The sequence below is a fragment of the Nocardia veterana NBRC 100344 genome (assembly GCF_000308855.1).
GTDB classification, from domain to species: Bacteria; Actinomycetota; Actinomycetes; order Mycobacteriales; family Mycobacteriaceae; genus Nocardia; species Nocardia veterana.
In genome coordinates this window covers 22,503-31,085 of record NZ_BAGM01000127.1, presented here as the reverse complement: position 1 = coordinate 31,085, position 8,583 = coordinate 22,503, and the positions used below count along the sequence as shown (strand labels likewise).

The 8,583-nt window shown below is 66.7% G+C and carries 6 protein-coding genes; 2 read left to right on the top strand and 4 right to left on the bottom strand.

The window, feature by feature from the left end; translation table 11 throughout:
* The 4 genes from ON37_RS24810 to ON37_RS24795 all read right to left on the bottom strand — a co-directional run.
* The coding region (locus tag ON37_RS24810; RefSeq protein ID WP_040722713.1) for a TPR repeat domain-containing protein at window positions 1-1,824 on the bottom strand (1,824 nt) is incomplete at its 3' end.
* 2 nt (window positions 1,825-1,826) lie between these two features.
* Entirely contained in the window at window positions 1,827-2,171 is a 345-nt protein-coding gene (locus tag ON37_RS24805) for a hypothetical protein (protein ID WP_040722712.1), read from the bottom strand.
* 191 nt (window positions 2,172-2,362) lie between these two features.
* The gene (locus ON37_RS24800) at window positions 2,363-3,148 is read right to left on the bottom strand and encodes an FAD-binding oxidoreductase (protein WP_083893257.1); all 786 of its coding nucleotides are present in this window, start codon (window positions 3,146-3,148) and stop codon (window positions 2,363-2,365) included.
* 255 nt (window positions 3,149-3,403) lie between these two features.
* Window positions 3,404-4,561: an FAD-binding oxidoreductase gene (locus ON37_RS24795; protein ID WP_040722725.1), complete on the bottom strand. Its 1,158-nt coding sequence runs from the start codon at window positions 4,559-4,561 to the stop codon at window positions 3,404-3,406.
* Window positions 4,562-4,932: 371 nt separating this feature from the next.
* Here ON37_RS24795 and clpB point away from each other — a divergent pair, with 371 nt between their 5' ends.
* On the top strand, window positions 4,933-7,497 hold the full coding sequence (gene clpB, locus ON37_RS24790) for an ATP-dependent chaperone ClpB (RefSeq protein WP_040722724.1): 2,565 nt from the start codon (window positions 4,933-4,935) through the stop codon (window positions 7,495-7,497).
* Window positions 7,498-7,660: 163 nt separating this feature from the next.
* Entirely contained in the window at window positions 7,661-8,533 is an 873-nt protein-coding gene (locus ON37_RS24785; protein ID WP_040722711.1) for a DUF5666 domain-containing protein, read from the top strand.
* The last annotated feature ends 50 nt before the right edge of the window (window positions 8,534-8,583 follow it).

Genomic DNA, 8,583 nt, shown 5'->3' with positions numbered 1-8,583 from the left:
AAGATCTAAGTTGGAGACCGTATCGGCCATCGCTGCCTTCTGGTTGTACTGCTGTGTGAATTCCCACTGCTTGTGTGCGTCGAGGGCCTTGAGCTGGTCTTGGAAACCGGATGTCATTGCCTGCGTGAGATGCCCGGAGCTCATACCCATGGCAGGGGCCTGCTCCGGGTGCAGACCTGCCTGGTACGCCAGATAATCGTTCCACTGCGACCCGGCCGCGTTGACGATCTTCGCCGACGTCGGATCGGAATCGAGCACATTGAACAACTTCGACAGATCGTCGACCTCGCCGAACGGTTTCGCGGTGTGGTTGATCAGCGTGCTGTCCGGCGCGCCGGCGAAGTTGCCCAGATAGGGCGTCATCGACTCCGCGAGTGCTCGGGTCACACCGGGATTCACCTTTCCCAGGGAGTCGCCGTCGTGGCCGGGAAGGTTCAACGCCAGGTGGTCGCTGTTGCGAACCAGCATGTGTGCCAGGGTGTCCGCGGTGTGGCCGGCGTTCGCGCTCACCTTGGGGTCGGGGTTCGCGGCCTCGTCGTCGATCCAGGTGAAGAGCTTTTCGGCGCCGTGCTCGTCGCTGCCCCAGCGATGTGAGAGCACGGACATGACATGGTCGTCGGCGTTGTATCGGCCGCCGGGTGTGACCGTGGCGTTCATGCCGTCGCCGGTGATGAAGTCCGATACCGCCCGGTGGTCCCGGCTCGCCGCGCCGAACATCTTGTCCGCGACGCTGTCGTTGTCGTGGAAGGACGTGAAGCCGGGGTTGCGGTCTTCGATCTTGACGATCTCCGAGCCCTGTTTGAGCAAGCCGCGATCCAGATCGGAACCCGACGCGAGCGCCGGCTCACCGCGATTGACGATGGTGGACAGAGAAGTGAAGCCGCGCTTGTCGACCCACGGACCACCAGCCGATGTGTGATACGGATTCTCGGTCAGCAGATCACGCACGCGGTCGGGAAGTTGTTGCATGCCACCGTGATTGCCGCCGTCGGTATGGATCTGCGGATTGGATACGAGCTGCATGGCGTCGGCCATCGCGGCCTGGACCTTCGCGCCGTCCGCGCCCGGCATCCTCGAACCGAGGCCCTCGATCTGCTGCAGGTTCATGCCGTCCTGGCCACGCATGAGCGCCTGCAGATATTCGAACTGTCCTTTCGGGAGATTGACCTGGTCGCCACGCTGTAGCGCCGCGAGCTCCTCGGGTGACAGCTGAGTTGCCAGTTCCAGACGGGCGATCTGCTCGGGAGTGGCGGTGCCGTCCTCGAAGTCACGAAGATCGTCCTTGGCGGTGTCGTCGGACAGATCCGAATACGCGGCCGGTGTGCACAGCGTGCTCGATATCGGAGCCAACGCGTTGATGTCCTGTACCGCGGCGGCGATCATCGGGGCGAGGCGCGCATCCTCGGTGTCGATATGGGATGCCAGGCCCTTCAGCTTGACCGTGTTGTTGCCGGCCTCGTTCTCGTCGGCCTGCGCCACCGCGTGCACGGTCCAGTCGTCGTCCACCCGGAATCTGCCGCTGCCTTCGAGGGTATGCACTGTCGTCTGGATATCGGTGACGGCGACCTGCAGTGCGTAGACCGCCCGGCACGCCTCCGCCAGCGCGAAATAGGCCGAGCCAACCGTTCGCATCTGCTGCTTCTCCCGGTCGGCCCGGTCGGTCGCGGCCCGGTTGGCCTGGCCGGACCACTCCAGATCGTGGATGGTGCGATGCATCGTGTCCGCCATGCCGTCGATCGCGCCGGTGATCTTGTCGGCGTCGGTGGCGATATCGGAGAAGGCCTGCAGATTCCAGCCCAGGACTTGGGTTTTGGTGACGGCCACCGCTATCCCTCCGCCCGGTTCAGATCACCGAGTGTGCGCAACGATTCGGCCAGCTCGACGTCGGTGCCGTGGAAATGCTCGGCGGTCTGATACAGCAAGCCACCGATACCTCTGAACCGGGATGCCAACACATCCTTTGCCTGCGTGCTCGCGGCGTTGGCGCCTTCGAGCGCCTTCGCGATGGCCGACCCCGACATCGCGGTGACGCCGCGATCCGCTGCCAAATGCGGAACTTTCCCGAGGTCATGGACGTCGTCGGCGAGATCGTTCAGTATCCGTGCCGCATTGCCCAGCGATGTCGGATCGATCTTGAAAGTCATATGCCCCAGCTCCCCCTTCTCGAACATCGGCCCCACCGTGCGCCGAATGGATTATCACCGGCCGGAGCAACTCGCGCCATATCGGTCCCCGCCCGGTCGGTGAAACCGACACGGCGACCACGGTTCCGACCGCGATGCCTGATCTGTCGCAGGTCTACCTCACGGCTGTTCCGGAACGACGAGCAACGCGCGGACAGCGACGGCCGCGGCGCCGCCACTCAGTACCCGTCGAAGCGGATCGCCTCCGGCGGGGTGCCGGTGTTGACCAGGCGTTCCAGGGTGGCTTGGGTCATTCCCGGTGAACCGCAGACCAGCACCTGATGATGCAGTAGCGGACCCATGTCACCGACCACGTCGGCGAGGGTGCCCTCGAGCATCTCGTCGACGTCGAAGCCGACATCCACTCGGCAGTTCTCGTACCACTGGTCGACCCAGCCCGGGTCGTCGGCGCGCTCGACGACGGGAATGACGGTGAGCCAGGGCAATTCGCCTGCCAGCAGATACAGCATGTCGGAGGCGTAGAGGTCGCGCGGGGTGCGGCCGCCGACGAACAGATGGGTTCGCGGCGGTTCGGGACGCCGCGACAGGTCCAGCAGCAGCGAGCGCATCGGCGCCAAACCCGTTCCGCCCGCAATCATTACGAGATCGGTGGTCTCCGGATCGACCGTCAGCCAGCCCGCGGGCGCGCTGATCCGCCATTCGTCACCGGGCTGGGTGTCGGCGACGATCGAGCCGGAACACCAGCCGCCCGGCACCGTCCGGACGTGGAATTCCAATTTCCCGTCCAACGAGGGCGGCAGGGCGGGCGAAAATCGTCGCCGCAGCCCCGGATGCTGCGGGACCTGCACCTCCACCGACTGACCCGCCTCGAACGGAACGAATTCGCCGATCAACCGGATCACGGCGAGATCGTGCCGCAGCCGATGATGACCGACCACCGTGGACGACCATTCGGTGGGCGCATCGAGCCGAATCTCCCCGGTCTGGTCCGGACCCAACGTCACCGTGCCTCCTGTAGCTCGTCGCGGGACACCCGCACCCGGTCGGCGCGGTGAGCGGCTGCGCGATTGTCGCTCGCCGTGCCTGCTGTAGTTTGCGGGGCGCCCGCACCCGGTCGGCCCGGTGAGCCGCTGCGCGATTGTCGCTCACCGTGCCTCCTGGTAGTTCGCGGTTCGCCCCGAAAGTCCTTGTCCCCGCGCGCGGTCCGACCACTGCACACCAAGTTACGCGGTGCGGGCGCGGTTGCCTACCGATTGCCCTCACACCGGATCGGTGCTGATCACCTCTTCGGGCGTGCCGACCGCCAGCAGGGCGCGTTTGGTGTCGGCGATCATCCGGGCCGACCCGGCGATCTGGATCTGGCGATCCGACCACGAACCGAAGCTGGCCACGACCGCGCCCAGGTTGCCGATCAACCGCCGGTGCATGCCGAACGGCGGATCCGCGGGTGGATGCGGATGCCACCACGGATTGGATTCGTTCTCGCATACCGGCACCACCGTCAGCCACGGATTGCTCAGCGACAGCTGCCACATGTTCTCCACGTCGTAGAGATCGCAGGGGTAGCGGCCGCCGATGAAGAAATGCACGCGCGGGTTCACACCACGCCGGCCCATCTCGATCAGTTGGGCGCGTAGCGGTGCGATCCCGGTGCCGGCGCCGATCATCAGCACATCGCGCTGGGATTCGGTGTCGACGTGCAGGCCGCCCAGCGGTCCGGCGATCAACCAGGTGTCGCCGACCTCGGTTTCGCCGACGATCGCGGGACTGACCCAGCCGGTGCGGACCTTGCGGACGTGGAATTCGATCTCACCGTAGGGGTTGGTGGGGATCGCCGGAGACAGATAGCGCCACATCTTCGGGCGCTGCGGGATGGAGACCGGCACGTACTGTCCGGCCTGGTAGGGGATCGGCTGCTCGGACTGCAGCCGCACGATCGCCAGATCGTCGAGTACCCGCCGATGGCCGACGACCGTGGCTTCCCAATACGGTTGCGACGTATCTGAATTGGCGCCGATGGCCATCGATGCCGAGATCAGGATGGCGATATCGCGCCACCCTTCCTCCAGATCGCGGCTCCACAGCGGGCCGTTGTAGGTGTGGAAGGCGGCGAGCAGCGCGCGTCCGGCGGCGTCGTAATGGGCCGCCTCGACGCCGTATTTGCGGTGGTCGAGGGCCAGCTGTTCCAGGAACCGTTGCGCCCGGTCCCAGTTCTCCAGATGGTCGAGCACGAACTGGATGGCGGTGACCACCCGCTTGGGCTGCATATCCATCGTGTGCGGGAACAGGTCGCGCAGGGCGGGCGCCTCCGCGAACAGATGACCGTAAAACGCGCTGACCAACCGCTCGGGCCCCTGCGGCGCCTCCACGATCGATCGGAAGTTGGCGCGGACCAGCGCTGCCGAACGCGCATCCACGACGTCGAGCTTCCTTTCCTTCAGAGTGATCCGACGACGGTGCCGTCGGTGATCCGACACCGGGGCGTCGGATGTCCGATCAGCGCTACCGCGCCGTCGGCCTCCCGACCAGTATCCCTGAAAAAACCGTGGTCGCACCGTTATGGGCGGATCACTTTACCCAGAGCTGCCGTGGATGAAACGTGGCGAGTACCTCGAGGAGTTCCGCGACGGCGCGTAGCGTGGGCGACGATTCGCCGCACTTCCCGGAAATATGTCAAACTTGAGCGGAACAGACTCAACTCCTACCGCGTTGAACTGTCCAGAAGAGTCCGTGCGGACCGCCCGGACCTGACCGACAACCACGCGAGACGACACGTAGGAAGGTGAATGTGGACTCGTTCAACCCCACCACCAAGACCCAGGCGGCCCTGACGGCAGCCCTGCAGGCGGCCTCGGCCGCCGGAAATCCGGAGATTCGTCCGGCTCACTTGCTGGTGGCGCTGCTGGATCAGACCGACGGCATCGCCGCCCCCCTGCTGAAGGCTGTCGCGGTCGACCCGGCAACGGTGCGACGCGAGGCCCAGGACATCGTCGACCGGCTGCCGCGCGCGACCGGTGCGACCACCCAGCCCCAGCTCGGCCGGGAAGCCCTCGCGGCGATCACCGCCGCGCAGCGCCTGGCCACCGAACTCGGCGACGAATACGTCTCCACCGAACACGTCGTGGTGGGGCTGGCACAGGGCGATTCCGACGTGTCCCAGCTGCTGCTGAAGTACGGCGCCACCGCCGACGCCCTGCGCGAGGCGTTCACCGCCGTGCGCGGCAACAGCCGCGTGACCACCGCCGATCCCGAGGCCACCTATCAGGCGCTGGAGAAGTACTCCACGGATCTGACCGCGGCCGCGCGCGAGGGCAAACTCGATCCGGTGATCGGCCGCGACACCGAGATCCGGCGCGTGGTGCAGGTGCTGAGCCGGCGCACCAAGAACAACCCGGTGCTCATCGGTGAACCCGGTGTCGGCAAGACCGCGATCGTCGAGGGGCTGGCTCAGCGCATCGTCGCCGGCGACGTGCCGGAATCGCTGCGCGGGAAGACGCTGGTCTCGCTCGACCTCGGCGCCATGGTGGCCGGGGCGAAGTACCGCGGTGAGTTCGAGGAACGGCTCAAGGCGGTGCTGGAGGAGATCAAATCCAGTGCCGGACAGATCATTACGTTCATCGACGAGCTGCACACCATCGTCGGGGCCGGAGCCACCGGTGAATCGGCGATGGACGCCGGCAACATGATCAAGCCGATGCTGGCGCGCGGTGAGCTGCGCCTGGTCGGCGCCACCACGCTCGACGAATACCGCCAGCACATCGAGAAGGACGCCGCCCTGGAGCGGCGGTTCCAGCAGGTGCTGGTCGGCGAGCCGTCGGTGGAGGACACCATCGGCATCCTGCGCGGGCTCAAGGAGCGCTACGAGGTGCACCACGGTGTGCGGATCACCGACTCCGCGCTGGTGGCGGCGGCGACCCTCAGCGATCGCTACATCACGTCGCGGTTCCTGCCCGACAAGGCGATCGACCTGGTCGACGAGTCGGCCTCCCGGCTGCGCATGGAGATCGACTCGCGACCGGTCGAGATCGACGAGGTCGAACGGGCGGTGCGCCGGCTCGAGATCGAGGAGGTCGCCCTCGCCAAGGAAACCGACGAGGCGTCCAAGCAGCGACTCGAGAAGTTGCGTCAGGAACTGGCCGACGACCGCGAGAAGCTGAACCAGTTGATGGCGCGCTGGCAGAACGAGAAGCAGGCCATCGATTCGGTCCGGACCATCAAGGAAGAGCTGGAGACGCTGCGCGGGGAGTCCGAGCGCGCCGAACGCGACGGCGATCTGGGTAAGGCCGCCGAGCTGCGCTACGGCCGCATCCCGCAGTTGGAGAAGCAGCTCGCGGAGGCCGAGAAGAACGCCGGTAAGACCGGCGGCAGCGTCGAGGACGAGGTGATGCTCAAGGAGGAGGTCGGGCCCGACGACATCGCCGAGGTGGTCTCGTCGTGGACCGGCATCCCGGTCGGCCGCATGCTCGAGGGTGAAACCCAGAAGCTGCTGCGGATGGAGGAGGAACTCGGACATCGCGTGGTCGGGCAGACCGAGGCCGTCACCGCGGTCTCCGACGCGGTGCGCCGCGCCCGGGCCGGGGTCGCCGATCCCAACCGGCCCACCGGGTCGTTCATGTTCGTCGGACCGACCGGTGTCGGTAAGACCGAGCTGGCAAAGGCGTTGGCGGACTTCCTGTTCGACGACGAACGCGCCATGACCCGCATCGATATGAGCGAGTACTCCGAGAAGCACGCGGTGGCTCGCCTCGTCGGCGCCCCGCCCGGATACGTCGGCTACGACCAGGGTGGCCAGCTCACCGAGGCGGTCCGGCGGCGGCCGTACACGGTGGTGCTGTTCGACGAGATCGAGAAGGCGCATCCGGACGTCTTCGACATCCTGCTGCAGGTGCTCGACGAGGGCCGGCTCACCGACGGCCAGGGCCGCACGGTGGACTTCCGCAACACCATCCTCATCCTCACCTCCAACCTGGGTGCCGGCGGGGACAAGGAATTCGTGATGAACGCGGTCCGCTCGGCGTTCAAGCCGGAGTTCCTGAACCGCCTCGACGACGTGGTGATGTTCTCCGCGCTCAACGAGGAACAGCTCGAGGACATCGTCGACATCCAGCTGGCACAGCTGCAGAAGCGGCTCTCGCAGCGGCGGTTGAAGCTGGACGTCAGCGATTCGGCGCGGTTCTGGCTGGCCGTGCGCGGCTACGACCCGGTCTACGGCGCGCGACCGCTGCGCCGGCTGATCCAGCAGGCCATCGGTGATTCGCTGGCCAAGGAACTGCTGGCCGGTGAGGTCACCGACGGCGATCTGGTGAAGGTCAATGTGGCACCGGACGGAGACGGGCTGATCGTCGGCCGGTAATCGGACAACCGCAGATCGACCCGAGGCGTGGTGCACGCGGAAATCCCGTGCACCACGCCTCGGCGGGTTCGCGAGCGTCGAGCGCGGGCCGGTGCCGCCCCCGATTCACCCGGGTTGTCGCGGTTCGCTGAAGTGCGGGCCGTCTGCACCTACCCTGGTGAGCATGACGAATCCGAGCGACCCGTGGGCGCAGCGGCCGGATTCGCCCGATACGCCGACCGAGAAGCTCGGCGGATCGGGCCGGAACCCGGACGAAACGCCGACGCACACGAAGGAATACTCGGAAGCCTATGGTCGCGGCCCCGAGCCGTACGAGAGCACGCGCCCCTACGGTCATCCCGGACCGTACGAGCCCACCGCCGCCTACGAATTCCCGGCGCACCCCGAATATCAGGGCGAGTTCTTCGAACAACCGCCCGGCCCGAACGCCACCCGGGAACTGCCGCCGTACGACAGTCAATGGGGTGCCTACGAGCCCGGTTACGGTGAGACCGGCGGATATCCCCCATACGGTTCCGGGCCGGGCACCCAGCACGCGGTCGGCCCGACCGGCCTGCCGGTCGAGCCGCCACGGCGCCGCCGCACCGGGCTGTGGATCGCCTTGACCGCTGCGGTCTTCGTGCTGGTCGTCCTCGGCGGCATCGCCGCCGGGCTGCTGCTCGCCGGCAACGACTCCTCCTCGACCTCGGCGGCCGGCACCAGCCGTCCGGCCCCGACTCGGGTTCCGGTCGTCCCGCCGAACCCGAGCAACGGCACTCGGCCCAGCCTGCCGCAGCTGCCGGGCCTCGGCGATATCGACGGCATCGGCGCCACCATGGGCACCGTCACCACCAACGACGGCACGACCCTCGTGCTCCAATCATTGCTCGGCAATTCGGTCACCGTGCACACCGACGCCGACACCCAGATCATCTCGATGGGCTCCGGAAAGGTCTCCGACCTGCATCAAGGCGATATGGTCGTCGTCCAGGGGGACAAGAACCCGGACGGTTCGATCAAGGCGAAGATCATCATCAGCACCCAACTGCCGCGATAGACGAAGCACGCGCTCGCAAGGGTGACGCATCTGCGCGTGCGCGCGACGCG

Excerpts from the sequence above, each read along its gene's own strand:
- ON37_RS24805 (WP_040722712.1), bottom strand. The coding sequence starts at position 2,171 with ATGTTCGAGAAGGGGGAGCTGGGGCATATGACTTTCAAGATCGATCCG.
- ON37_RS24785 (WP_040722711.1), top strand. The coding sequence starts at position 7,661 with ATGACGAATCCGAGCGACCCGTGGGCGCAGCGGCCGGATTCGCCCGAT.